This is a genomic window from Bacillus sp. BS98, from assembly GCF_008432245.1.
GTDB classification, from domain to species: Bacteria; Bacillota; Bacilli; order Bacillales; family Bacillaceae_G; genus Bacillus_A; species Bacillus_A toyonensis.
Window position 1 is genome coordinate 2,971,340 of sequence record NZ_CP043830.1, and the last position, 23,815, is coordinate 2,995,154.

Annotated in this window: 23 protein-coding genes and 2 pseudogenes; 7 read left to right on the top strand and 18 right to left on the bottom strand. The window is 34.5% G+C overall.

Going from position 1 to position 23,815, the window contains the following annotated elements:
- Window positions 1–46: 46 nt before the first annotated feature.
- The 8 genes and pseudogenes from F0362_RS15430 to F0362_RS30975 form a co-directional block, all read right to left on the bottom strand.
- Window positions 47–757: an alpha/beta hydrolase gene (locus F0362_RS15430; RefSeq protein WP_000758850.1), complete on the bottom strand. Its 711-nt coding sequence runs from the start codon at window positions 755–757 to the stop codon at window positions 47–49.
- Between the two features lie 256 nt (window positions 758–1,013).
- The gene (locus tag F0362_RS15435) at window positions 1,014–1,469 is read right to left on the bottom strand and encodes a TspO/MBR family protein (RefSeq protein WP_000749758.1); all 456 of its coding nucleotides are present in this window, start codon (window positions 1,467–1,469) and stop codon (window positions 1,014–1,016) included.
- A gap of 147 nt (window positions 1,470–1,616) precedes the next feature.
- Window positions 1,617–3,047, bottom strand: a complete 1,431-nt coding sequence (locus tag F0362_RS15440; RefSeq protein ID WP_001179960.1) for a cryptochrome/photolyase family protein — start codon at window positions 3,045–3,047, stop codon at window positions 1,617–1,619.
- An 85-nt stretch (window positions 3,048–3,132) separates the two neighbouring features.
- Window positions 3,133–3,645, bottom strand: coding sequence for a carbonic anhydrase (locus F0362_RS15445; RefSeq protein ID WP_149889863.1), 513 nt, complete (start codon window positions 3,643–3,645; stop codon window positions 3,133–3,135).
- Between the two features lie 79 nt (window positions 3,646–3,724).
- Window positions 3,725–6,331 carry a DUF2309 domain-containing protein gene (locus F0362_RS15450; RefSeq protein WP_097882204.1) on the bottom strand — a complete coding sequence of 869 codons (2,607 nt, stop codon included), beginning with the start codon at window positions 6,329–6,331 and terminating at the stop codon, window positions 3,725–3,727.
- Complete coding sequence (locus F0362_RS15455; RefSeq protein ID WP_149889864.1) at window positions 6,331–7,863, bottom strand: NADH dehydrogenase subunit 5; 1,533 nt, start codon at window positions 7,861–7,863, stop codon at window positions 6,331–6,333. Before F0362_RS15455 ends, F0362_RS15450 begins: the two co-directional genes overlap by 1 nt.
- A gap of 625 nt (window positions 7,864–8,488) precedes the next feature.
- Window positions 8,489–8,851 carry a Na-translocating system protein MpsC family protein gene (locus F0362_RS15460; protein WP_000798167.1) on the bottom strand — a complete coding sequence of 121 codons (363 nt, stop codon included), beginning with the start codon at window positions 8,849–8,851 and terminating at the stop codon, window positions 8,489–8,491.
- Window positions 8,852–9,206: 355 nt separating this feature from the next.
- Window positions 9,207–9,323 (bottom strand): annotated as a pseudogene (locus F0362_RS30975) (peptidoglycan N-acetylglucosamine deacetylase); the annotation flags it as partial.
- Between the two features lie 97 nt (window positions 9,324–9,420).
- Between F0362_RS30975 and satA the strand changes: the two are divergent.
- Complete coding sequence (gene satA / locus F0362_RS15470; RefSeq protein ID WP_000054747.1) at window positions 9,421–9,972, top strand: streptothricin N-acetyltransferase SatA; 552 nt, start codon at window positions 9,421–9,423, stop codon at window positions 9,970–9,972.
- Window positions 9,973–10,052: 80 nt separating this feature from the next.
- On the opposite strand, the gene menA is transcribed toward satA, so the two are convergent.
- From menA to F0362_RS15490, 4 genes are all read right to left on the bottom strand, one after another.
- The gene (gene menA / locus F0362_RS15475; RefSeq protein ID WP_000536356.1) at window positions 10,053–10,964 is read right to left on the bottom strand and encodes a 1,4-dihydroxy-2-naphthoate polyprenyltransferase; all 912 of its coding nucleotides are present in this window, start codon (window positions 10,962–10,964) and stop codon (window positions 10,053–10,055) included.
- 384 nt (window positions 10,965–11,348) lie between these two features.
- A complete protein-coding gene (gene mntA, locus F0362_RS15480; RefSeq protein ID WP_000669589.1) occupies window positions 11,349–12,284 on the bottom strand; it encodes a manganese ABC transporter substrate-binding protein/adhesin MntA in 936 nt (311 codons plus the stop codon).
- A 17-nt stretch (window positions 12,285–12,301) separates the two neighbouring features.
- Complete coding sequence (locus F0362_RS15485; RefSeq protein WP_000706180.1) at window positions 12,302–13,168, bottom strand: metal ABC transporter permease; 867 nt, start codon at window positions 13,166–13,168, stop codon at window positions 12,302–12,304.
- Window positions 13,165–13,914: a metal ABC transporter ATP-binding protein gene (locus tag F0362_RS15490; RefSeq protein WP_000343002.1), complete on the bottom strand. Its 750-nt coding sequence runs from the start codon at window positions 13,912–13,914 to the stop codon at window positions 13,165–13,167. The genes F0362_RS15485 and F0362_RS15490 overlap by 4 nt, the downstream gene beginning before the upstream one ends.
- 322 nt (window positions 13,915–14,236) lie before the next feature.
- Between F0362_RS15490 and F0362_RS15495 the strand changes: the two genes are divergently transcribed.
- The 6 genes from F0362_RS15495 to F0362_RS15520 are packed head-to-tail and all read left to right on the top strand — an operon-like array spanning window position 14,237 to window position 19,387.
- Window positions 14,237–14,596 carry an ArsR/SmtB family transcription factor gene (locus F0362_RS15495; protein ID WP_000336202.1) on the top strand — a complete coding sequence of 120 codons (360 nt, stop codon included), beginning with the start codon at window positions 14,237–14,239 and terminating at the stop codon, window positions 14,594–14,596.
- A complete protein-coding gene (locus F0362_RS15500) occupies window positions 14,586–17,018 on the top strand; it encodes a heavy metal translocating P-type ATPase (RefSeq protein WP_149889865.1) in 2,433 nt (810 codons plus the stop codon). Before F0362_RS15495 ends, F0362_RS15500 begins: the two co-directional genes overlap by 11 nt.
- Window positions 17,019–17,077: 59 nt before the next feature.
- A complete protein-coding gene (locus F0362_RS15505; protein ID WP_000738794.1) occupies window positions 17,078–17,662 on the top strand; it encodes an SCO family protein in 585 nt (194 codons plus the stop codon).
- Window positions 17,663–17,678: 16 nt separating this feature from the next.
- Window positions 17,679–18,395, top strand: a complete 717-nt coding sequence (locus tag F0362_RS15510) for a DsbA family protein (RefSeq protein ID WP_000479383.1) — start codon at window positions 17,679–17,681, stop codon at window positions 18,393–18,395.
- Window positions 18,392–18,823, top strand: a complete 432-nt coding sequence (locus F0362_RS15515) for a disulfide oxidoreductase (RefSeq protein WP_000982255.1) — start codon at window positions 18,392–18,394, stop codon at window positions 18,821–18,823. The genes F0362_RS15510 and F0362_RS15515 overlap by 4 nt, the downstream gene beginning before the upstream one ends.
- 45 nt (window positions 18,824–18,868) lie before the next feature.
- Window positions 18,869–19,387, top strand: coding sequence for a PCYCGC motif-containing (lipo)protein (locus F0362_RS15520; protein ID WP_000036751.1), 519 nt, complete (start codon window positions 18,869–18,871; stop codon window positions 19,385–19,387).
- 140 nt (window positions 19,388–19,527) lie between these two features.
- On the opposite strand, the gene F0362_RS15525 is transcribed toward F0362_RS15520, so the two are convergent.
- The 6 genes and pseudogenes from F0362_RS15525 to F0362_RS15550 form a co-directional block, all read right to left on the bottom strand.
- On the bottom strand, window positions 19,528–19,716 hold the full coding sequence (locus F0362_RS15525) for a hypothetical protein (RefSeq protein ID WP_000164171.1): 189 nt from the start codon (window positions 19,714–19,716) through the stop codon (window positions 19,528–19,530).
- Between the two features lie 136 nt (window positions 19,717–19,852).
- The gene (locus F0362_RS15530; RefSeq protein ID WP_000680486.1) at window positions 19,853–20,854 is read right to left on the bottom strand and encodes a phosphotransferase; all 1,002 of its coding nucleotides are present in this window, start codon (window positions 20,852–20,854) and stop codon (window positions 19,853–19,855) included.
- 56 nt (window positions 20,855–20,910) lie between these two features.
- Window positions 20,911–21,740: pseudogene (locus F0362_RS15535) on the bottom strand (GNAT family N-acetyltransferase).
- Window positions 21,741–21,879: 139 nt separating this feature from the next.
- A complete protein-coding gene (arsC, locus tag F0362_RS15540; RefSeq protein WP_000428368.1) occupies window positions 21,880–22,284 on the bottom strand; it encodes an arsenate reductase (thioredoxin) in 405 nt (134 codons plus the stop codon).
- A gap of 25 nt (window positions 22,285–22,309) precedes the next feature.
- On the bottom strand, window positions 22,310–23,350 hold the full coding sequence (gene arsB / locus F0362_RS15545) for an ACR3 family arsenite efflux transporter (RefSeq protein ID WP_000826584.1): 1,041 nt from the start codon (window positions 23,348–23,350) through the stop codon (window positions 22,310–22,312).
- Window positions 23,351–23,368: 18 nt separating this feature from the next.
- A complete protein-coding gene (locus F0362_RS15550; RefSeq protein WP_001270995.1) occupies window positions 23,369–23,806 on the bottom strand; it encodes an ArsI/CadI family heavy metal resistance metalloenzyme in 438 nt (145 codons plus the stop codon).
- Window positions 23,807–23,815: the final 9 nt, after the last annotated feature.

Sequence of the window (23,815 nt, forward strand, 5' to 3'; positions counted from 1 at the left end):
AAGAGCCCACTCGTATGAGTTGGCTCTTTATTACCTCTCCCGTCTATCATTGTTTTAACAACCATTCTTCCATTACTTTAACTGTTTCATCTTGTTGTGCTTTTGACGTAATTAAGCTAGCATTATCACCTTTTTGCTCGCCATACATGCCGAAATTAGCATGATTCCCCCCTTTTATCATGTGCATAGTTGTATTCTTTGACATTAACTTTTTATTGTTCTCTATTTTTTCTACAGTTGCTAAAGCATCTACTTCTCCATAAATAGATAACATTGGAATCGATTTGGTAGAGAAATCATCTGCGGGATAAGAACCTAAGAAAATGATTCCGTCTACCTTTTCTTCATGCTGAAAAGCATATTTAGAAATCATAGCTCCGCCCATTGAATGCCCTGCAACATACCATTTCTGAACTTCAGGATACTGTTCCATTACACTGTCTACTGCATTGATTCCAAGTATCGCTAAATTTAATGGTAACTTAGGCATTACTACAAAATGCCCATCTTTTGCAAGAGCTTCTCCTAAATAACTATAAGCTTCAGCTTCTACTTTAGCTCCTTGATAAAAAATAACTCCTATTTTAGCATCTTTCTCTCCAAAAACTATATTCTCTTCATCTTTTTTATTATCTACTAGAGACAAAGCCTCTTTCGTTGGTTTATAAGTAAACTGAGACCAAGTCAAAAAAGTAATACTTCCGATAATTAAAATACCTAATACAGAGTACAGAACAATTTTTATCCATTTCTTCACATATATGACCTCCCTAAGATGTGTATATTCTATACTTTAGATTATCATTAATAAAGTGAAAATTTAATCAGTGGGGGTTTTATTCATCCCCCACTGATTATCAGCCCTCACCAATCGGGCTTTTACAGGCAGCCCGATCCCCACCTAACTTCTTTGCTTTCGCTGAATTTTGAGGTGGAGGTCTTACTGCCCGTTAATGCGGGATAAACATAAAAACTCGAGCATTTTTATTATGCTCAAGTTTTCATTTACGTCTTTAATTTATACTATAAATTGTCCAAGATAAATATGTAGCAAATGCAGCCCATAAAAAATATGGGATTAGCAACCATGCCGATACTTTAGATAAATTGGAAGAAAACATAATGAGAAGTAACGTAGTAATAGCGACTAGTAAACAATCTACTGTTGCTAAAAACAAATTCTTTTGGCTAAATTGAAAGTAGCTGAACGCTTGATTGAATATATAATTTAAAAAGAATAAAAACCAAAATGTTTTTGGCTTGAATCCATAGTTGTTGTAAATAATTGCAACTGATAATGCAATAAGTCCAAATAATACAGCCCATATCATTCCGATTGTCATACCAGGAGGTGTCCAAGACGGCTTTTCTAACGCATTATACCAAGTACGATCAATAGGGAATAAAACACTAGAAACATAAAACAAACCATATGTTAGTAAGAACACTATAATACTAGATTTTTTCATAAACATTCTCCTTTTTTACTAGAAGGTTTTAGAAACTCTATATGATTCGTATGTTCTTTCAATGAATACAACTTTAATACACAAATAGACATTCTTATACTTTTCATTATACCCTTTACATATCAAATTCATATTGACTCGTGTATTTTATATAAATTCTTTCATACTTTTATATGCACAAAGTGCTCTCTCCCGCGCTGCCTTATGATCAACAACTGGCAAAGGATATGTATGACCAAGCTGTATATTGGCCTTTTGTAAAATATGCTCAGGTGCTTCCCACGGCTTATGTATATATTTATTCGGTATATCTCTTAATTCTGGCACCCATCTTCTTATATACTCCCCATTTTTATCAAACTTTTCTCCTTGTGTAATCGGGTTAAAAATACGAAAGTATGGTGATGCATCCGCTCCACTTCCAGCAACCCATTGCCACCCCATTGTATTATTTGCAATATCAGCATCTAATAGTGTATCCATAAACCATTTTGCTCCTTCTTGCCATGGGATTAATAAATGCTTTACAAGAAAAGAAGCTACAGCCATTCTTGCTCGATTATGCATAAAACCTGTTTGCCACAGTTCCCGCATTCCCGCATCAATAAACGGATAACCAGTTTCACCTTTCTGCCATACTGTTAATAACTCCTCTTCATTATTCCACGGAAAATGTTCAAAGCTCTTATTAAGAGGTTTATATACTGTAAATGGATAATGATATAGTAAATAATAAGAAAACTCTCGCCAAATTAATTGACGTATAAAGCTATTCACTTGTTTTTCAAAAAGACTACATTGTCTTTCGGTACTTTTATTTATTAAGTAATGATACATCAACCTCACTGATATTTGACCAAATGAAAGATACGGTGCCAACATCGAATGTACATTTTGATCTGGAAAATCTCTTCCTTCACTATAAAAGACTAATTTGCTAGAGAAAAATTTCTTGAATGTTTTGTATGCCCCTTCTTCTGTCGGATCCCATATTGCTTCCATATGAGATGTCCACGGTATAGTCGGCAACAAGTGTAATTCTGAAACAGATAAGCTTGCTGGTAAAGAGTTTCCCCACTTTATACTCTGCACTTTACTAATAGGTTTAGGTATTATCTGCTTTTGAAATGCATTGTAAAAAGGCGTAAACACCTTATATTCAGTGTTATCTTTCTTTTTAATAATCCACGGTTCTAATAATAAATGCGAATTAAATTCCTTACAAATAATGCCTTTACCTTCTAACATCATTTTCATTTTTTGATTAGATTGTAATCTGTCCGGATCATAGCAAATATTCCAATATACAGCCGTTATACGTAATTGTTCTATGAGAGAACGTATTTCTTCCTCCGTACGTCCTTTACGAATTATTAAAGTAGAGCCCAATGCCTCAAGTTGCTTCTTTACATCTATTACAGCATGGTGCAACCACCACTTTGATGCACTTCCCATTGAAAAAGTTTCGTCATGTACATATACCGGAACAACCTCACCGGACTGAGCAGCTTCAAATAAAGCTGGGTTATCATATAAGCGAAAATCTTTTTGAAACATAACAATAATTTTGTTTTGCATAACTATCCCTTCTAATTCTTAAAACATATTAAATTTTATTATATAACAGTAATTTATACCTAAGAATTTATTTGTCCCTAATAGATTAGTTAATGTATTCAACTACTTTATTAGCAGAAACTTTTGCAACCGTTTCTTTTCCACCTGTTCTATCAATCATGAAACCATGAACTTTAATATCAGAAGGTACTAACGGATGCTGACGAATCATATCTATACTCTTCTTAATATTTTCACTAACATTTTCTTGTCCACTTAGCCATGCATTCAGGCTACCACTTGAAAATTCAGGCATGCAATGTTTAAAGAGATAGTCTAATTCTATATTATCTTTTATGAAATCATGTTGAGTTTGTAGATTAACTGAAGAAGTTTCTTTATCCTCTATTCCTACAACAAAAATTTCTTCAACATTTTCTTGATAAATAGCAATAATAATAGATCTCATTATATCTCCATAAGGATGTACAATTACAGAATCGTAGCTGTGTATAGTCAACATGTTTTCTTGTTGAATGTTAGTTACTTGTTGGATAATAGGCTCTATTCCATGTTCAATGTCTGTTAACCATAAAACTTTTTTATTCTTTGAATTCATATGGAGCACTCCTTCTTCATTATTGTATTTATGAAATTTTTAAGCTAGTAACAATAGTTGATTATGCATTGCATGATTGTTACCAGTTTTTCCAGCGTCCCTCTGGATCAATACTTGCAAGTCTAACCCATCTATTTTGAACTTTTTCTCGAAATGCGAAATCATTATTTAGCAAACGCTCTATATATTCAATAGGCGCTTGAATTACAATTAGTAAACGAAGTGGTGAATGATACGTCTCACTATCTGACTGCATAACGGATTGCCAAGGTAAGCCTGGCAACAAATCACTTGCATTTCCCTGCATAACACCGAGACCTGCCGTTACGGTTTGTGTTGTTTTGTTTCCACTACCATAATAATGTGGAGCTACAGTTGAAGCGTAATATTGTAGATTTATCCACTGAGCTACTGTTCCTGGTCCTGCAATAATGTTAGCTAATATATCGCCACTTTCATCCTGTTTCCAATCATAATTATGGAGGAAAGCCCTACCTTCTAAATCACAATCCTGAGTTAATTCTCGTTGCCCGATAATAAAAGATGCATTACGGGCTAATCCCCATTCTGGACGTATTTCACTCCAATCTTCTGCAAATCGATGTGCCTCTTTACTCGCATTTTTTATTTTCGTTTTAAAATTTGGTAATTGTGTTAAACGCTCTCTATTTGCATGTTGGCTCACATTTGGCATAATCGACTCGATACAATCAAATGCTTCTTGTGCAGTTTCCGAAAGTTCTGGGACGTAAATCCATTCCAATTCGTCCACTGTTGTTTTATGTTCAGCTGCTGCAAAAATGGTATCCTCAGGAATTTTAATACCTTCAGCAAACAACGCCTCTCGCACTTCTGGCAGATTGCATAAAGTAGCAAAAACTCTTGCATTGAATCCTCCTGCTGCTCCGCCACAAGCACCACACTCAAGTGCTGCAGCATAAGGGTTGTTCGTACTTTGACTACTGTGTCCGCACATTACAACTAAAGGAGCAAATTTTTCTGTCAGTCCCACCATTTTTAAAGCTTGACGCACATAGTTCACTTTTTCTTCTTTCGTAAAACCGATAGGTATCTCACCTTTTGTGTCATGAACATGATTAAGCGAGAATGTTGTATCAGGTTTTTGTAACATAGTTTTACGAAGGTTACGAATGAAACCACCAACTCCTCTTGGGACAAAGCTTCTTGTCACCATCTGTAGACCAAGTAATGGACCACTTAACTCAGGTAGCGCCATACTTGTTAGTACGTTCTGTTTCATCGTTTTAAATGTATAACGCACCGAACTACCTATCCTCTTACGTTGCTCATAAGATTTAAGTTCATTTTCATTTGTGAGCTCCTTTATTTGATGTTTCGGTTTGAGTATAACTGGCAAAGAAGGATGGTTGTTATTACTACCTAATTCACTAGTTGCAATTGGTAATCCAAAGAAACCAGCTATTCCAAATGTTTCAAACGGACCTAATTTTTCAAGGTGGCGACGAAACGGTTCTGAACGTACATCAATACAGAAGGCTAATTGAGCTAATACACGCTTTTTATCATTAGTTGCACATTGTTTAGAAGCAATCTTCTCCCTTAATTGCTCTGCATGCGTCTGTTCCCAAGCTTCGAGCCAAAGTTTCCTGCGAATATTTTCATCAAAACGATAAGCGAATACTAATAATTCACTTTGTTCAGCAGCAGACATTTGTAACCATTCCTCTATTGAAATATTCCCCCAATAGATCCAAGAAGCTATAAGTGGGACGATCGAAACTTTTTTCTCAACCTTTTGATTTTTTAAAGGTAAATAAGGTTTTGCAATAGCCAGCTCCATAGAAATTCGAACTGCTAAATATTCTATGAGAAGTTCCTGTTCCTGAATTGATTGTTGTGAGCGCCATCGTATCATTCCTGCCCACCCAGGCAAAGAAAGTAAGTGCCCTTCAAGGTAAGCTTGTATATTAGATTCAGAAATTCCTAGTTCAGATAATGCTCTCGCTAAAGCTACTTCGGCATCTTGTGGCCAATCTTTTACAACTTTACGCTCATTTTTACTGAGCGCTGGATCAAATTTAATAAGGTGGTGCCATGCACGATAAAAACCTTTCTCTCGATTTGGCATCGTCCAACTTGATCCGGAGTCATCAAGATATAATTTACACCATTTAATGATATGATAATTAAGAATATCAGATAGGTTTTCACTATTTTGATTCTCTATAAGCAAACTTATTGGCTGCATAACAGAGGCTTTCATACTTCCTGTATTTATATAACTCATTTCTTCTGCCAATTTATTTAATTCTGGCGATGATAATAGACTAGAAGGTAATTTTTCTAACTTTAAAGCTGCTTGGCAAAATCGCTCTGCTTTCTCTCGCGGAATATGAAAAGATTGTGAATCCAGCCAACGAGACAAACTCATTTGTAAAAATGATTCCTCAATCTCACCTTTCGCTTTTGCCGAATGAATCATGGAGGCACTAGGATAAATATCCACATTACGAGCTTCTTTTAACCAATTTGCGACTTGTTCAAATGATTGCTTTTCAAGTCCCATCCAAGGGTGATGAGCTGCAAACGTAGAGATAGGCCAAAGTGGCGCAATAACACGGCTAGCAGATGCAACTAAATCATTTATAGTATTTTCTTGCATATCAATGTTTGTATCTTTCTTTAATATTGACGGTATGCTCATCACGAATTACCTCCCTTTGATACATAATGTTTAAGATAGCTTGGGTGACTTTCTACTGACTTTCTTCTCGCCTCACCTACTCGAACTAACCAAAGATAAAGTACAGCGAATAAAGTAGAAGATTGATTACGAGTAACGAAAGTACTAATAGCACTACTAAATAGTAAAATACATATAACAAAGATAACGGCTGGAGCTGAAGGTTGAACACTTTGATAAATATCAGTATGCAACCATTTATAAAGAGAATTATGAACGGTAAAGTAAATGAGAGAAAATCCAATCAAAACAATTAAGCCAGCAATTCGTCCCATTCTTCCCTCTCCAAAAACAACAAGTTGTTTCCACGAAAAGTATAGTGACCATCCTAAGATTAACGCACTAACTAGTTGATACCCCTCTCCAGAAGTCATAAACCAGAAAGTAATTGCTATAAATAATCCTAAACCACGCCCGACTATCATCCATAAATTGGACATCTTTTCATTAGACTGCTTCACTACCCCAAAACGTTCTACTGAAGAACCAGCTTGTAAAAACAGTGTAGCTTTAAACAAACCATGTAAAATTAAATGAATAACAGCCGCTAAATAGGCTCCTAATGCACATTGAATAAGCATAAAACCCATTTGGGCAATAGTTGATCCCACTAGCTGACGTTTATAATCAACTTGAACTAGGCTAATTCCTGTTCCTATGAAAACAGAAATACTAGAGAAAATAAGTAAAATGATTTGTGCAATATCATCATGAAAAAGAGGTGAAAATCTGGTTAACATGATACCGCCAGCATTTACTAACCCCGCATGCATAATAGCAGAAACAGGAGTTGGAGCAACAGCAGACTCAATTAACCACCTTTGAAAAGGCCATTGTGCTGCTGGAATCATCACAGCCAATATAATTAATAAATTGATTGCTGTTCTTTCCAATGTTCCATGTTGCACTACATTTTCATTCGCTAAAACTGATGTTAACTGCCACTGTCCAGTTATTTGAAACAGCCAAATGATAGCTGATAGCAAAGCAATCCAACTTATTGTAAATAAATAGCCAGAGATTTTAGTTGCTTCACTAACTACTTTCCACCCTTTATTTAGCCCTATGAGTAGAACCAATCCTATAAGAGTTGCGCCCCAACAAATAATCATGAAGCGAAGATCATCACTTAACCATGCAACCGAAGATACACCTGTAGTAAATGTAAAAAGTGCAAAGTATTTTCGATATGAGCGATCTCCCATTAAGTAACGTACAGAAAAACGCTGAATGATTAAACCAATTGTAAGAACAAAGAAAGCCATTAACCAAGCTAAAGTATCTAGATGCCAAGGCCCCACAGCTCTATCTCCATTGTTATTAACAAGTGCGAGTAAAGAAACCAATGAAGGCAAAGCAGCGATACCAATATGGATATGAACAAAACGTAAAGGTATCCTTGCATTTAAAAACAATAATCCACTTAGCCAAGAAGCACTAAGTGCCATAAAAAATAAAGTTAACAGTGTTGATGAACTTAGCGAAATTAACATGTAAAATACTCCCTTCCAAACGAAAATAACCTATAAAAATTCCTTTTAATTACGATAGTTTTTTAATTTCAATTTTTATTCACTCTTTTTAGTACATCGTTTTTTCCATAAAAAAAACCGACAACTTCCATAATTCAATGATTTTATATCATCATTGAATTATGGAGATTGTCGGTTTCACTTCAACTAACTTCAATAAAGTTTTTTGAAGAGCTCCCATTTTATAGAGGATAGTAATGTATGTATTACTCCTATTAAAAATAACAGTATATCTCTGATCTCTTAGATTATGCAATCAATATATCAATTTATGTTATGCGCTATCTTTCAATTAAGAAACTTTTTCATTTAGTCAATATTACATATTAAAAAAATGCTAAAGCCTTAATTATAGCAAACAGTTAAAATAAGCATCTATTAATTTTTTAAAACAATTATAAGATAAACTATATTAAGCAGGTTGTCAATTTATTTATCCATTTTTTCAAGCGTTATTTCAATCAAAATTCATTATACGTAAATAATTTCAAGTTTTTAATTATTATCATGTTAATAAATATAAATAAAGTGCAAAACTTTTAGGTTTCTTAATTATCTCCCACTAACACTACGGTGGTTTTAATTTTTAAAACTTTTCCTCAAGATTATGAAACAATTTAAAAATCATTACTCGTTCACCTGTACGGGAGCTTATATCTGTATGAAAACTCTTCACTTTTTCTCCAGTTAATTCCAGTATAATCTCTTTAAGATCTTCAATTCCAGATTCAACTAGCTCCGAACGATTTTTCTTTATCGTTAGCATACCTTCTTTTGTTTCGCAAACAGTATATTCAGCTGGCGTTAAAATACCTTGTAAATTTACGATAATCATATCCCGTAATATATCTGTCTTAACGGATATAGACCCGCGTCCTAGGTAGTCCTTTTCCCAATGAGTAATTGCTTTGCTTATCTCTGATTCAATAGAGCCTTTTGAGTTTTTCATCTATGTATCCTCCTTCAATAAAATGTAATTACATTTATAATTACAATAACAATATAATAATCTGGATTGATTTTATTTTCAATTATTGAGAAGAATTTATAGGAATTGTAGTCAGGAATTCTTTAATATTATAGTGTAATTTTAATATAGTATTTTTCAATTATCCTCAACAAGTTACTCCTACTAAAAAGGCTCTGTTGCACAGATTTCTAAAAAACATTCCGGAGAAAATAAGAAATCTCTTGTAACGTAATACATAAACGAAAGGGCCGATTTCTTTATAAAATAGTAAATCGACTTTTGTCTTAGTTATTGATTTAGTAATAAAAACACTTTTAAAAGAAATAAGCTTATACTATAGATGTTGATTTTTCTGAAAGTTAAAACGAAAATGCCCCTCATCATTGTATACCCTAAATTCATACCCTTTCTCTTTATAAAATTTAATGATTTCAGGAAGAACTTGTAATGATAGCCTTACTAATGAAATTCTATTATAATTTTGTAATTGGAATGAATTTGAATTACATAAAGAACCAGAAGAAATAATATAATTTGGAGGTATCACGATGAGCCTTTTAATTAGAGAGTTAAAGACAAATGATTTAGACAATTTCCCAGAGATTGATGACAGTTTTATAGTGAATGCTCGGTTAATTCTTTCTCTTTCAAAAGTAAATAGACGCATAGAATATACAATAGAAGACGTTCCGAGTTATGAAAAAAGTTATTTACAAAATGATAATGAAGAACTGGCGTACAATGAGTATATAAATAAGCCTAATCAAGTAATTTACATAGCACTGTTACATAACCAAATCATCGGATTCATAGTATTGAAAAAAAATTGGAATCACTATGCTTACATAGAAGATATAACGGTGGATAAAAAATATCGTACACTCGGAGTTGGTAAAAGATTAGTTGATCAAGCAAAGCAATGGGCAAAAGAAAGCAACATGCCCGGGATCATGCTTGAAACGCAAAATAATAATGTTACAGCATGTAAATTTTATGAAAAATGCGGATTTGTAATTGGTGGGTTTGATTTTCTTGTTTATAAAGGTTTGGATATGACAAATGATGAAGTTGCAATTTATTGGTATTTTCACTTCGAATGAAAATGTTCTTAACGTTAAACAAACTCAAAATAAAACCCCAATCTCTCCATATTAAAATTAAGAAATTGGGGTTAAGTTATTTAGAACAAGTAACTAATTAATAATCCTGCTGATAATAAGAAGCCGAAAATCGTATTTGTCACCGCTGTTGATTTCATTGCGATGCGCATATACCCGGGATCCTTTGCCCCTTTTTGGAAACTTTGAATTGCAGAGATTGGCTTTCTCAAACCTAAGAACATCACTAATGCCCAAGGGCTTATATAACCCATCAATACAATTATAGCGATCCATAAATAAGCAATGAAAAAGGCTACCGCTAGTGTTACTATTGCTTTTTCTCTCCCAAGGAGGATTACTAATGTCTTTCTTCCACCTTTAATATCTTCTTCGATATCTCGGATGTTATTCGACATGTTGATTGCACCGACTAAAATTCCAATTGGAATGGAAATCAATATACTTTCAACTGTTACAGTATTCGTTTGAATAAAGAAAGCAATGAGTACAAAACATGTCCCCATTAATAACCCAGAAACTAATTCTCCAAACGGGGTGTACGCAATAGGTAATGGACCACCTGTATATAAATAGCCAACCGCCATCCCAATTAAACCAATGACCACTAACCACCAGCTACTATTCATACAAATATAAATACCAATAAAAGCTGCTACTACGTACAATAAAAGCGCAACTGTTAAAACATTTTTCGGCTTCAATCCATGACGGACAATCCCGCCACCAATTCCAACAGAATCAGCTGTATCTAATCCACGTTTGAAATCATAGTACTCATTAAATAAGTTCGTTGCGATTTGCAATGCTAAACATGCAACCATCATCGCAATAAATAAAAGCCAATCAATTTCGGCAACATAAAGTGATGCCACCGTCCCTAAAATTACAGGAGAAAACGTCGCCGTTAATGTATGCGGGCGCGTCATCTTCCATATTAATTTAGCGGAACTAATTTCTTTTTCTGTCCCCATAACTCTGTTCAATCTCCCTACATTATAAGTATAAAATTGCTAGAAGTATCTTTCTATCTATTGCCTACTTCACATCCATTAATTATATCAAACAAATGATTATCCTTTCTAATAAATTCTACTATTAATAAAGTGAAAGATTATGAAATAAAACTTTAATCAGTAGGAGTCCATCCCCCACTGATTAATAGCCCACACCAATCATGCTTTTTCGTGCATCCCGATTTCCACTTAACTCCCTCGCATTCGCCTAATTTTAAGGTGAGATTCTTATCATCCAGCAGCAAAGGGCGGGATGAATAAAAGAGCCTACTCGTATGAGTTGGCTCTTTCTTTTCTTATTTTATAAAACTTCAATAGTTATGCTACATAAAAAAACAAATTTTACTTTTGTAACCCATTAATAATTGTATCTATATTCCATTTCATCATTTTTAAATAAGTATCTCCATCCTCACCTGATTTACCTAGTGAGTCTGTAAAAATTGTACCGGCAATCGGTACGTTTGTTTCTTTTGAAACAGTTTCCATGCTACGTCGATCTACACTTGTTTCCACAAATAAAGCTGGCACTTTGTTTGTTTGAATTACACTTACAACATCTCTAATTTGATCTGGAGTACCTTGGTTTTCTGAGTTAATTTCCCAAATGTATCCCGTCTTAATATCATATGCTTTTCCAAAGTATTTAAAAGCACCTTCACTAGAGATTAAGAAACGTTTTTCCTCAGGGATTTGATGAATTCTGTTCACTGTCTCATCGTGTAACTTTTGAAGTTCTGCTACATACTTGTCGGCATTTTTAGTATAGAATTCTTTATTTTTAGGGTCTTCTTTAATTAATGCCTTTTTCACATTTTCAGCATATAAAATGCCATTTTTAATATTCATCCATGCATGTGGATCTGGCTCTTTTTCTAATCCTTTTGTCTCTAAATAAATAGCTTCTACACCTTCACTTACTTTATACACAGGTGCATCTTTCTCTGATTTATTTGCCGTTTTTAATAGCTTTTTAAACCACGCTCCACCTTCTTCTAGGTTTAATCCATTGTAAAGTACCATATCTGCATCTGTCATTTTCATAACATCTTTTGGTAGTGGATCATATTCATGCGGGTTAGCCCCAATTGGAACAAGACTATGAATCTCAACTTTATCCCCGCCAATTTGCTTCACCATATCATATATAATGGAGTATGTAGTTACAACTTTTAATTTTTCACTGCCCTCTTCTTTTCCATTTGTGTTACTAGAACACGCTGTTAATGCAAATACGAAAATACAAAGTATTGAAAGTATAACATTTTTAAATTTCATTTTTATCCTCCAATCAATTATGACAACTTTGCTCTATTTTTTCTAATTTTGATAGCTCTCCAAAACAAACCTTGTGACGGTGAGAAAAAGAATGCCAATGCGAACAAGAATGTTGCAACGAGAACAATTGTTGCACCTGAAGCAAGATTATAAGAGAAACTAAAATATAGCCCTACTACAGATGAAAGTGCACCAATACCTGCTGCTAAATAAATCATGACCCATAAACGGTTTGTTAATAAATACGCTGTAGCCGCCGGTGTAATAAGCATAGCGACAACTAGAATAATTCCTACAGTTTGAAGTGAAGCAACTGTAACCATTGTAAGAAGAATCATTAAGCCGTAATGAATCCACTTATTTGGCAACCCATAACTTTGCGCCATCGTTGGATCAAAAGTGGATACGAGTAGTTCTTTATAAAACAAAATCACAAGACCAATAATGACAACTCCGATAATAAGTGTCATCCACATATCGGAAGAGCGAACTGATAGAACATTGCCGAATAAAATATGATACAAATCCGAACTACTCTTCATAAAAGTAATTAAAATAATCCCTACGGCAAAAACAGATGTAAACATAATCCCTATTGCCATATCATGTTTAATTCGACTGTTTTGACTTACAAACCCAATTCCAACTGCAGTAATAACACCAGTTAAAACAGCCCCTATGAAATAGTTCATCCCAATCATATAAGAAAGCGCTACTCCGGGAAGAACAGCATGTGAAATAGCATCTCCCATTAAAGCCATACCTCGTAAAATAATAAAACAGCCAATTACGCCACAAATAACGCCTACCATAACGGAAGTTAATAACGCTTTCTGCAGAAAACTGTACTGCATTAATGCATCTATAAATTCTACAATCTTCATGATGAATGTACCTCCGCTGCATTATTAAACAATATGCCGTGATTCACATATGCTTTTGACATAACAGTTGGTTCTAATACTTGCCTTACTTCTCCGTAATGAATTAAGCTCTTATTCAATAATAGTAATTTATCAAAATAGGACTCTGCTTTACTTAGGTCGTGATGTACAACAACAATCGTTTTTCCTTCTTTGCGTAATTCTCTAAGAATTTTAATAATTGTCTCTTCACTTGTCACATCAATTCCAACAAACGGTTCATCTAAGAAGAAGATTTCCGCCTTTTGCGCTAAAGCTCTCGCTAAAAAGACACGTTGTTGTTGCCCTCCTGAAAGCTCACCAATTTGACGATTCTTAAATTCCTCCATACCGACTTTTTTTAGACATTCAAAAGCCCAATCTCGATGCTCTTTCTTCGGTCTTTTCATCATCCCTAAAGATGGATACGTTCCGATTAGCACCACATCTAAAACTGTAATCGGGAAATCCCAATCTATATCACTTCTTTGTGGTACATAAGCAACATGTTTTCTAGCGCTCCGAATATCCTCTCCAAGAACTTGAACGTATCCCTTATCATTTGGGATTAAATCTAGAACAGCTTTCATTAAAGTAGATTTTCCCGCTCCGTTTGGACCAATAATTCCAACGAGTTTCCCTTTTTCAATATCGAAGGAAACATTTTGAACTACTTGATTCCCTTGATAAGATACAAACAAATCTTTGACAATTATAGCCTCATCCATTTTTTATGCATTCCCCTTTATTTTTTTCATCTATATAATTATTTTGCACTAAGGCAACTTTTAAACAAAAAAATATAATGCGAATGGAAATCCACACTTAAGTTGCCTTAAGGAAACTTTTTTATACGAGTCAAATTATATAAGCTGTACACAAATTTGTAAACCGCTTTTTATTACTTTATGAATATATCGTGAAAACTTGCCTCTAAAAAACAAAAATATCAAACTTTTCTCAATTCATTTTGACACACATATTAGCCAATGCTAATATGATTAAAGAATAACATATTAGTAATTACTAATACGAATGGAGAGGATACAATTGTGCAACTCAAATGATTCAGATGTAAAAGCCAAGTTCATCCGTGGCTTTGCTGATAAAACAAGATTACAAATTCTTCAATGTATGATGGATGGTGAAAAAACAGTATCTGAAATTGTGGAAATCACGCAAGGAAATCAGTCAAATATATCTCAGCACTTAAACTGTTTAAAAGGATGCGGAATCATTCTAGGTAGACAGGAAGGAAAATACGTCCACTATTCCTTACGCAATAAGCAAATTGAACAGTTACTCACTATGTTTGATGTCGTTTTTCATGAAGTACAAAATGAAGTAGCGTCATGTGATAAAAACGATGCTTGTTTATCTCAAAAAGGAGAAAACTGTCATGACAAATAAGAACGGGAAGGAAAAACAAACTTCATCATGTTGTTCTTCAAAAAAAGAGATTCTGATTGTTCCTATTGCTAAGGAAACCTCTTGTTGTAGTACTGAAAAAGAAATAGAAGATTCGTCATGTTGCTCCTCTAAAAAAGAGATTCCAATTATCCCTATCACGAAGGAAACCTCTTGTTGTAGTAGTAACAATGATTCTATAAAAACAGAAAATAGCTCTTCCTGCTGTTCATCTGAATTAGCTCTAGAAAAAGAACAAACGACATCAAAGTCTTCTTGCTGTAGTGACAACTCATGCGAAGATCCATCTCCTCCTCGTGCTACTCAGAAAATAGTAGGAGACGGTGTACAAACATACGTAGTGGACGGAATGGATTGCGGTGCGTGTGCCTTAACAATCGAAAAGCATCTACAAAATGTTTCAGGCGTAGAAGAAGTTCGAGTAAACTTTGCTACTGGAAAAATGCATATTCGTCATGACCGCGATGTGGATGACATTATAAAAGAAGTGTCTAATGCAGGGTTTGGGGCTTCCTTAGCAGGAGCCCGCAGAGGGTCCGCTCCTGTTCAAAAAGCTAAAAATACAACTTTAATTCTTTCAGGATTATTTTTAGCTTTAGGGTTTGGAGGAAGTTTTACAAACATATCACCTCTTCTTATTACACTTCTCTATGCGGCGAGTATCGGTATCGGTGGTTATAAACCTGCTAAAAGCGCCTTTTATGCAATTAGAAGTAAATCACTTGATATGAATGTTCTTATGATATCAGCTACAATTGGTGCTGCATTAATTGGTCAATGGCTAGAAGGTGCAACCGTTGTTTGGTTATTTGCATTAGGTGCAACTTTGCAAAATAAATCAATTGAACGTACACGAGAATCTATTCGCGGATTAATTGATTTAGCACCGTCAGAAGCTTGGGTACAAGTTGGAACTGAACTTATAAAAAAATCTGTAGATGATATTGCAGTGCGTACAACAATTGTTGTAAAACCTGGTGAAAAGATCCCATTAGACGGCACAGTTACAGGCGGTACTTCTACTGTAAACCAAGCTCCGATAACTGGTGAATCTATCCCAATTGATAAACAAATTGGTGATTCCGTATATGCGGGGACGATTAATGAAGAAGGTTCACTTGAGATTACAGTAACTAAACTCGTTAAGGATACTACGTTATCTCGAATTATCCACCTTGTAGAGGAAGCACAGGAAAAGAAAGCACCGACAGAAGCATTTGTGGATCGTTTCGCAAAAATCTATACACCTATCGTTTTTGTATTAGCAATCGGTGTCATGATCATCCCTCCCCTTCTTGGTATGGGCGAATGGATGGAATGGATTTATAAAGGGTTAGAACTTCTTGTTGTTGCGTGTCCTTGTGCTTTAGTTATCTCAACTCCTGTTGCAATCGTATCTGCAATAGGAAATGCCGCAAGAAACGGTGTACTCATTAAAGGTGGTACTGCACTAGAAATTGCAGGTGCATTAAATGCTATTGCGTTTGATAAAACAGGTACATTGACTGAAGGAAAACCAAAAGTAATGCATGTGCGAAGCTTACATTGTACGGAAGATGAATTATTATCAATTGCCGCAACAATTGAAGAATATTCTAATCATCCCATTGCAAAAGCCATTACAGCATATGCTAAGGAGCATCAAACTTCTATCCAAAGTGGAACGGACTTCCGCGCTATTGTAGGGAAAGGTGCGCAAGTCACAATAGATGGCGAAACATACTACGCTGGAAATAAAGCATTATATGAAGAGTTTGGAATTTCGCTTCAAATGTGGAATGAACCAGTTCGAGAGATGCAAAGAATTGGTCAAACCGTGATACTTGTTGGAACGAACAAAGTTATTTTAGGAATGATTTCAGTAGCAGATTCCATTCGCTCTACTACTTATGAAACGATTCAAGAATTAAAACGAGCAGGTATTCAGGAAACTGTTATGTTAACAGGAGACAACGAAGGAACAGCTGAACATATTGCACAGAAAGCAAAAATAGATCGTTATTTTGCTAACTTACTTCCAGAAGACAAAGTGCATGCTGTAAAACAACTTCAATCTGAAGGAAAAACAGTAGCTATGATTGGGGACGGTATTAATGATGCCCCTGCCCTCGCTACTGCAAATCTAGGAATTGCTATGGGCGGTGCTGGAACTGATACAGCAATGGAAACGGCAGATATTGTATTAATGGCAGATAATCTTGAAAAACTTCCGTATACGATGAAACTTAGCCGGAAAGCATTGTACATTATTAAACAAAATATATGGTTCTCATTGATTATTAAATTTATTGCCCTTTCCTTTATCTTCCCAGGCTGGCTTACTCTTTGGATGGCTGTACTAAGTGATACAGGCGCTGCGCTTATTGTAATCCTAAACAGTATGCGTTTATTACGAAACAAATAATAAGATGCGGGGCTACCTAGTAGCTCCGTACCTTAAATAAATTTTGAAAGGATGTACATATGAAAAAAATGCGTGTCATTACATTACTCATGCTTATTTCTATCATTACGATTTTAGGAGCATGTAGTGATAGTAAATTAAGAGATTCACTCGATTGGGATGTAGAAAAGTTTACATTTACAGATCAAAATGGCAAAAAGTTTGGTTCATCTGAATTGAAGGATAAAGTTTGGGTAGCCGATTTTATTTTTACAAGTTGTGAAACCGTTTGCCCTCCTATGACAGCTAATATGGCAAAACTTCAAAACATGTTGCAAAAAGAAGGTATTAAAGATGTAGAGTTTGTATCGTTTAGTGTAGATCCTGAAGTGGACACACCTGAAAAAATAACAGAGTTTATGAAAGTATATGAAATGGATGCGAAGCGAACTCATTTTTTAATAGGGTATACACGACCAGAAATTGAAAAGTTTGCAAAAGATAACTTCCAAACACTTGTAACGAAACCAGAAAACAATACACAAGTTATACATGGTACAAGCTTTTATCTTGTAGATAAAGATGGGAAAGTTGTAAAGAAGTATTCAGGTCTTCAAAACACACCGTATGAAGATATGATCCGTGATATTAAAAGAATTCGCTAATTAAAAACTACTTATTATGTTTCTATTAAACTTAAAAAATCCGAGGTGTTTATATGAAAAAAAGCAAAGTTCTCACATCAAATTATTGTTCGTTGCCACATTGATCATTTTCGCTGCTGTTACAGCTTTCGTCGTGTTAAATAAAGAAGATAAAGTTGCGACAAATAAAGTAATAAAAGATTTACCCCCTATTGGCAAGCAACCTACTTTAGGAAAAGAAGATGCACCAGTCTCTATTATCGAGTTTGGCGACTTTAAGTGTCCTGCTTGTAAAGCATGGGGTGAGCGCATCTTCCCTCAGCTTCAAAAAGACTATATCGATACAGGGAAAGTTAAATTTTCATATGTAAATGTTTTATTCCACGGAACGGAATCTAAATTGTCTGCTTTAGCTGCTGAATCTGTTTATAAACAAGACCCACAAGCCTATTGGAGCTTCCATAAAGAATTATTTAACGCACAGCCAGCAAATCACGATGATCCATGGATTACTCCTGAAAAACTATTAGAAATTGCGAAAACATATACACCAAGTATTAATACCGTTCAACTTGAAGAAGATTTGAAAAAACAAACAGCGCAAGAAGAAGTAAATAAAGATGAAAAGCTAACGCAAGATTACGGTGTAGAACAAACACCCAGCATTGTCATTAATGGAACGATGTTGTCTGATCCTTATGATTATGAACAAATCAAAAATTTAATTGAAAAAGCATTAAAGGACAAGAAATGATGAATACAACAAATAAGCATTTTGAATGGCGTAATTACACTTTATATTTTGCATGGATTGTATCAATGATAGCGACACTAGGTAGTCTATTTTCCAGTGAGATTCTTGGGTTCATACCGTGTGAATTGTGCTGGTACCAACGAATTATGATGTATCCGCTCTGTATTATTTTAGGCATTGCAACGTTCTATAATGAAAAGAATATGAAAAAATATGTATTACCAATTTCTATTATCGGCGGGAGTATTTCACTTTATCACTATGCAATACAAAAAATCCCTGGCATTTCAGAGATTAACCCGTGCGTGCAAGGTGTCCCTTGTAATGTCGATTATATTAATTGGTTAGGTTTTATAACGATCCCCTTCTTAGCGTTAATTGCTTTTTCTTTCATTACTTTGTTTATGTTGTTAACGAGATCGAATTAATAAAAACATTATGTAAAGGTAGCTCTACAGAGAGGAGACCGTATGATGTCAAAGATCGTACCGATATTTTTATTAGTAAGTCTATTAATTGGCTGTATTTCCATTAATGATTCATCACCTACTAAGAACAACAACACACAAAATCAATTACAAGAAACAAAAAATAATGATACACATTTTAAAGGTGATACGCTAGAAACGACAGCTACTGTAGAAGCTCTTCCTTCTTTCTTATCATCAACTAAAAACGGACAAGTCTCACAAATTTATGGAATGGTAGGAAAAGATATCGAACTCTTACAATGGATTCCTTGTTATTGTGGGTGTGCTGAAAACTCAGGACATACAAGTAATAAAGATTGTTTTATCCGGGAGATGAAAGAAAATGGTCAAGTTACATGGAATTCACACGCTATGAATCACGCAGAGTGTGTAGATATCGCTTTCCAAGCTGTTTTAATGAAACAAAACGGAGCGTCTCCTTTAAAAATTCGAAAAAACATCGATAAACAATATAAAAAAGACGGTGTAAAAGCTACTCCAACGCCGATGCCAAGTGCTTAACATAATAAAATTATTTATTACTAAAAAACAGCCATCAATATGGCTGTTTTTTAGTAATTGATTGTTGTTATTTTCCCAAACGATAAAGAGACTTCTCTAGTCAGGTACATAAAGTTTATTTGTTTCATATTCAATTCGTATTATGCAACAACCTCAAATTTCAATGTGTTTCGATTTACTACGATATATTCACCTTTTGATTTATTCATTACTAGAGAGACTTCGTTAGTATGTGTTATTTCAAAACTATCATTTTGTATATCCACCAATAATTTTACTTCCATATCACTATTTCCATATTTCAAGCCACTATAAGATAATTTCGTCATTGTTATCCTCCCTTTTTTATATTAACCTATCTCTATAATACTATAAATTATAACCTTTACGAAAATAGTCTGTTATTACGAATGCATTTGTGCAAAAGACATTCCCGAAAAAATAATTGGTATATAACAAAAAAACCTACTTATATGAATTGGCTCTTTCTCTACTTACTAATACAGATAGATTTTCTCCTCTTATTTTATAAACTCTCAAATGTTTCTCTAATTCACTCTCATCACCTAATAGACTCATTGTCTTTTTAACAAAGTTCCAATTTAGACTGCCGGATAACCATAGTAGTGAAGAAAGTCTTTTATAATCATTTATAGTTAAAATGTTATTATCTCCATACCCTTTTAAAAATGCTCTAGTAACTTCCGAACATACTACATGTGACCCTATTCCTTCTGTCCGGGAATACCACTTTATTAAAAAGGCTAGTCCTTCCATACGATCAACATATCCAATCGATTCAAAATCTATAATTCCTTTTACACATTGATTTGCATCCCATATGACATTTAAAGGATTTAAATCTGTTTGTACTATAAACTCTAAATCGCTAGTATGTGCGCATTCTATATGGTACTTAGCGAGATCTATATACCCTCTTAATTTCTTACATGTACCACCCTTATTTTCTAATAGCTTTATAAACTCACCATATCCATCTAAATGTGATTTCTTTTGAAAAGTCGAGCTTTGAAACATACTAGAAATATCATGTATCTTTCTTGCTTCCTTTCCAAAGACTTCTGCCATCGTTTCTGTACAATAAGTAACATGCTCCCCTTCCATCCAAGTAGACAATACAAACCGGTACTGTTCCTCATTCCAAGTGAGTAATGTAAAGCAATCCCCCGCCATATTCTCCTTAATCTGCATAAACGGAATTCCATGCTCTCGTAAATAATACGTAAACCGTACTTGCTCTTTCAATTGTTCATTTGATAACGCCCCAAAGGCCGAATTGATTATTCGATCGCTATTTATAAACCGTGCGGAATACCGATTCCCATTCACCATGATTTTATAGTGTAGATCTGTATGCCAACTGTTCTTATGTAGTTCTTCTTCTACTACTAATGCATGAATTTCTTTAAAATAATTTATTACTACGTCTTTTATTATATGTTTCATCCTATTCTCCTTACATGTAAAAACTTTTGATGATAGGTTTGTAACATACACTTAATTTACTCAAAAGGAAAATAATATCCTACATAATTAAACACATTTGTAAAACCTACATTTTCTACAACGGCCACAGAAGGCTTATTTAATTCCATGCAGTCCCAATATGGAATGATCTTATTCTCCAAACACTCTTTTACGAAACTATGAACTATCGTTTGCGCTAATTTTCTACCTTGGTGACCTTCTATCGTTTCAATATCTATGCAATGTATATTTTCAAAAACGAACCCTGAAAAACATACACTTACAATCAGGTTGTCAAAAACTATACAATAGCCTATTCCCTCATTAAAAAATTCATCAAGCGAGGACCAAAACTCTAAAATTTTTGATTGTAAAAATTCAATATTCTTCAATACATTCCCCTGATTTTCATAGAGAGCTTTACTCATTTTTATCACTGTATACCCTTGTTCAATTTTAGGTTCATAATTACCCTCATAATCCTCTTCCTTTAGCGTATACACCCTTTGATTCCAACTCTTTAATTTACGATATTGAAATATTTTTTCGATTGTTTTATTCCACTTTGAATGATTACCAATTGCTTCAAAGCAATCTAGTCCAGCCTTTCTCGCCTCAGGTTCTATCACATTATCAATAAAACTATTCATTTCATTATTAAACTTTTCATTTTCTGCACTTCCTATAAAAAGAAGCCATCATTATTCCCTAACCAGATAAGTCCTGAATTAGGAGAATAGATGTTATCTACAAATATACGACCAGGGTTCACCCCTGCAATTACAGCCTTTACTTCTAATTGACCTTTTTCATTTACTAAACCGTTACATTTATAAAAATCATTCATGTTTAATTCAGAAATCATATGTTAAACCACCTTCCTGAAACCGCTCTATTCTAACTTTACCACCATGACAGAATATTCTCTATTCATTTTAACAGTTGTTTAAATCAATAAAAAAGAGCCAATCCCTATAAAATAGAAGATTGGCTCTTTCCTTTATTTACTCCCCTGTATCAGAAAATCGCTTTATACGTTCTCCAATTTCATCGCGAACACGTTGAAATTCAGACCACTCTTTTCCTGCTGGATCATCGAATCCCCAGTGAACACGATTTACGTGCGGAGGTGTCGAAGGACAAACAGAATCTGCATGACTACAAAGGGTAACGACTAAATCAGCGTTATTTAAAATATTTACATCAATTATATCCGAAGTTTGATTTGTTATGTCGATATTTACTTCTTTCATCGCTTTAATAGCATTTGGATTTACTCCGTGTGCTTCAATACCTGCAGAATATACATTCCACTTATCACCTACATATTGTTTGCCCCATGCTTCTGCCATTTGGCTTCGGCATGAATTTCCTGTGCATAAGAAATAAATTGTCTTTTTGTTTTCCATGTTGTTTTCCGCCTTTGTTTTTAAATTATACTGGCTGATCACTAAAATATTTTCTCTTAAACCAAAAAGCGACGTTTACAAGTGCAATCATTACAGGTACTTCCACTAACGGCCCGATAACAGCTGCAAATGCTGCGCCTGAATGAATACCAAACACACCAACTGCTACAGCAATCGCTAACTCAAAGTTATTACTACCTGCTGTAAATGCTAACGTTGTCGTTACCGGATAGTTTGCACCAATTTTTCTTCCCATAAAGAAAGAAACAAAAAACATCACAATAAAATAGATTAATAACGGAATTGCTATTCTTACCACATCTAATGGTACGCTAACAATCATTTCCCCTTTTAAAGAGAACATAATGATAATCGTAAATAGCAATGCAATCAATGTAAGTGGACTAATTTTAGGTATAAACACCTTTTCATACCACTGTCTTCCTTTTAACTTAACGAGTACAAAGCGTGTCAACATGCCTGCTATAAAAGGAATTCCTAAGTAGATAAATACTGATTTCGCTACTTCTATCATTGTAATATCGACAATAGCTCCTTCAATCCCTAACCATTCTGGAATGACTGTTACAAACACGTATGCATAAACGGAGAAGAATAACATTTGGAATACTGAATTAAAAGCCACTAAACCTGCCGCATACTCTTTATCCCCATCTGCAAGATCGTTCCAAACAATCACCATTGCAATACAACGTGCTAAACCAATCATAATGAGCCCGACCATATACTCTGGCTTATCAGGAAGAAAAATAATTGCTAAAACAAACATAAGTACAGGTCCAATAATCCAGTTTTGTACTAAAGATAAAACCAATACTTTTACGTCTTTAAACACTCGGCCCATTTTCTCGTAACGAACTTTCGCTAATGGTGGATACATCATGACAATTAAACCAACAGCAAGCGGGATAGACGTTGTTCCAACTTGTAATGTATTCAGTCCGTCTACTACACTAGGAAACACAAACCCTAAACCAATCCCAACAGCCATAGCTAGAAAAATCCATAGTGTTAAATATCGATCTAGAAAAGATAAACGTTTCATTTTATTTTCCATCTCCTATTAACAACAAGAATTTTTAGCTACCTCATTTGAAGTCGTGCAACAAGATGCCTCTTCTATTGTATGAACATCACTCTGTGCTTTCGTATAAAAGAATTCCCACTCGTTCCCATCAGGATCTGTTACCCAAAACTTATCCTGAACCGCATAGCAACAAGTCGTATCCATCTCATCACGCGCAAAGAAACCTTCTTTTTCTAATCTTTCTTTATGCAATGTAATTTCTTCAGCTGTATCCACTTGGAAACCGAAATGATTTACTTGATTTCCCTTCACTTCATCTCTTACGTTCAGTGTAAAATTAAGTCCTGGCGTCTCTAATAAAAATTTTGCATAATCCACTTTCACCTTAACTGGTGACACACCAAATACCTTTTCGTAGAATTCGATAGACTTCTCTAAATCCGTAACATTTATACCGACGTGAACATATCTCATAGCTTATTC

Excerpts from the sequence above, each read along its gene's own strand:
- F0362_RS15500 (WP_149889865.1), top strand. The coding sequence starts at position 14,586 with ATGACAAATAAGAACGGGAAGGAAAAACAAACTTCATCATGTTGTTCT.
- F0362_RS15530 (WP_000680486.1), bottom strand. The coding sequence starts at position 20,854 with ATGAAACATATAATAAAAGACGTAGTAATAAATTATTTTAAAGAAATT.
- F0362_RS15445 (WP_149889863.1), bottom strand. The coding sequence starts at position 3,645 with ATGAATTCAAAGAATAAAAAAGTTTTATGGTTAACAGACATTGAACAT.
- arsB (WP_000826584.1), bottom strand. The coding sequence starts at position 23,350 with ATGAAACGTTTATCTTTTCTAGATCGATATTTAACACTATGGATTTTT.
- mntA (WP_000669589.1), bottom strand. The coding sequence starts at position 12,284 with ATGAAATTTAAAAATGTTATACTTTCAATACTTTGTATTTTCGTATTT.
- F0362_RS15455 (WP_149889864.1), bottom strand. The coding sequence starts at position 7,863 with ATGTTAATTTCGCTAAGTTCATCAACACTGTTAACTTTATTTTTTATG.
- F0362_RS15460 (WP_000798167.1), bottom strand. The coding sequence starts at position 8,851 with ATGAAAAACTCAAAAGGCTCTATTGAATCAGAGATAAGCAAAGCAATT.
- menA (WP_000536356.1), bottom strand. The coding sequence starts at position 10,964 with ATGGGGACAGAAAAAGAAATTAGTTCCGCTAAATTAATATGGAAGATG.
- F0362_RS15485 (WP_000706180.1), bottom strand. The coding sequence starts at position 13,168 with ATGAAGATTGTAGAATTTATAGATGCATTAATGCAGTACAGTTTTCTG.
- arsC (WP_000428368.1), bottom strand. The coding sequence starts at position 22,284 with ATGGAAAACAAAAAGACAATTTATTTCTTATGCACAGGAAATTCATGC.
- F0362_RS15435 (WP_000749758.1), bottom strand. The coding sequence starts at position 1,469 with ATGAAAAAATCTAGTATTATAGTGTTCTTACTAACATATGGTTTGTTT.
- F0362_RS15490 (WP_000343002.1), bottom strand. The coding sequence starts at position 13,914 with ATGGATGAGGCTATAATTGTCAAAGATTTGTTTGTATCTTATCAAGGG.
- F0362_RS15520 (WP_000036751.1), top strand. The coding sequence starts at position 18,869 with ATGTCAAAGATCGTACCGATATTTTTATTAGTAAGTCTATTAATTGGC.
- F0362_RS15525 (WP_000164171.1), bottom strand. The coding sequence starts at position 19,716 with ATGACGAAATTATCTTATAGTGGCTTGAAATATGGAAATAGTGATATG.
- F0362_RS15440 (WP_001179960.1), bottom strand. The coding sequence starts at position 3,047 with ATGCAAAACAAAATTATTGTTATGTTTCAAAAAGATTTTCGCTTATAT.
- F0362_RS15505 (WP_000738794.1), top strand. The coding sequence starts at position 17,078 with ATGAAAAAAATGCGTGTCATTACATTACTCATGCTTATTTCTATCATT.
- satA (WP_000054747.1), top strand. The coding sequence starts at position 9,421 with ATGAGCCTTTTAATTAGAGAGTTAAAGACAAATGATTTAGACAATTTC.
- F0362_RS15550 (WP_001270995.1), bottom strand. The coding sequence starts at position 23,806 with ATGAGATATGTTCACGTCGGTATAAATGTTACGGATTTAGAGAAGTCT.
- F0362_RS15515 (WP_000982255.1), top strand. The coding sequence starts at position 18,392 with ATGATGAATACAACAAATAAGCATTTTGAATGGCGTAATTACACTTTA.
- F0362_RS15450 (WP_097882204.1), bottom strand. The coding sequence starts at position 6,331 with ATGAGCATACCGTCAATATTAAAGAAAGATACAAACATTGATATGCAA.
- F0362_RS15510 (WP_000479383.1), top strand. The coding sequence starts at position 17,679 with ATGTTTCTATTAAACTTAAAAAATCCGAGGTGTTTATATGAAAAAAAG.